The 874-nt window shown below is 67.6% G+C and carries 1 protein-coding gene; it reads left to right on the top strand.

The annotated features are described in order from the left end of the window. Positions 1–113: 113 nt before the first annotated feature. Positions 114–874: ABC transporter permease subunit (locus tag ACVCAG_RS45770; protein WP_440089941.1), on the top strand; the 761-nt coding region annotated here is incomplete at its 3' end.

Genomic DNA, 874 nt, shown 5'->3' with positions numbered 1-874 from the left:
TGGTGCTGCTGGCCGTGGTGGGTCTGGTCACGGTGCCCGACACCTTCGCCACGACCTCCAACATGGTGAGCATCCTGTCGCTGGCCGCGACCATCGGGGTGATCACCGTCGGCATGACGTTTGTGATCATCGGTGGGGGCATCGACCTGTCGGTGGGCGCGATCATGGCGCTGGCGTCGGTGTGGGCGACCACGCTGGCCACCCAGTCCTACGGCCCGTTCGTGATGATCCTGTGCGCGGTGCTGGTCGGCACCGGCGCGGGCCTGGTCAACGGACTGCTGATCTCCTATGGGCGGATGGTGCCGTTCATCGCCACATTGGCGATGCTGGTGGCCGCCCGCGGTCTGGCGCAGCGGATGTCGGACCGGCGCACCCAGCTGGTGCAGCAGGGCAACGAGATGATCGTGGAGCTGTCGACCAGCCGGGTGCTGGGCATCCCGGTGCTGGTCTACATCTTCGCGCTGGTGGTGATCGCCGGGTGGGTGCTGTTGAACCGCACCACCTTCGGCCGGCGCACCTACGCGGTGGGCGGTAACCCCGAGGCGGCCCGGCTGGCCGGCATCGACGTGCGCCGCCACACCGTGATGCTGTACGCGCTGTCGGGGTTGTGCTGCGGCATCGCGGCGGTGCTGATCATGGCCAGGACCACGACGGGGTCCTCCACGCACGGGGATCTGTACGAGCTGGACGCGATCGCCGCGGTCATCATCGGCGGCACGCTGCTGACCGGCGGGCGCGGATCGATCATCGGGTCGATCCTGGGTCTGCTGATCTTCACCGTGATCACGAACCTGTTCATCCTCAACGGGCTCAACACCAGCGACCAGCTGGTGGCCAAGGGCCTGATCATCGTGGTGGCCGTGCTGCTCCAGCG

The organism is Streptosporangium sp. G12, assembly GCF_052983175.1.
Note: the sequence above shows the minus strand (reverse complement) of the source record. Positions and strands in the feature narration are given on the sequence as shown.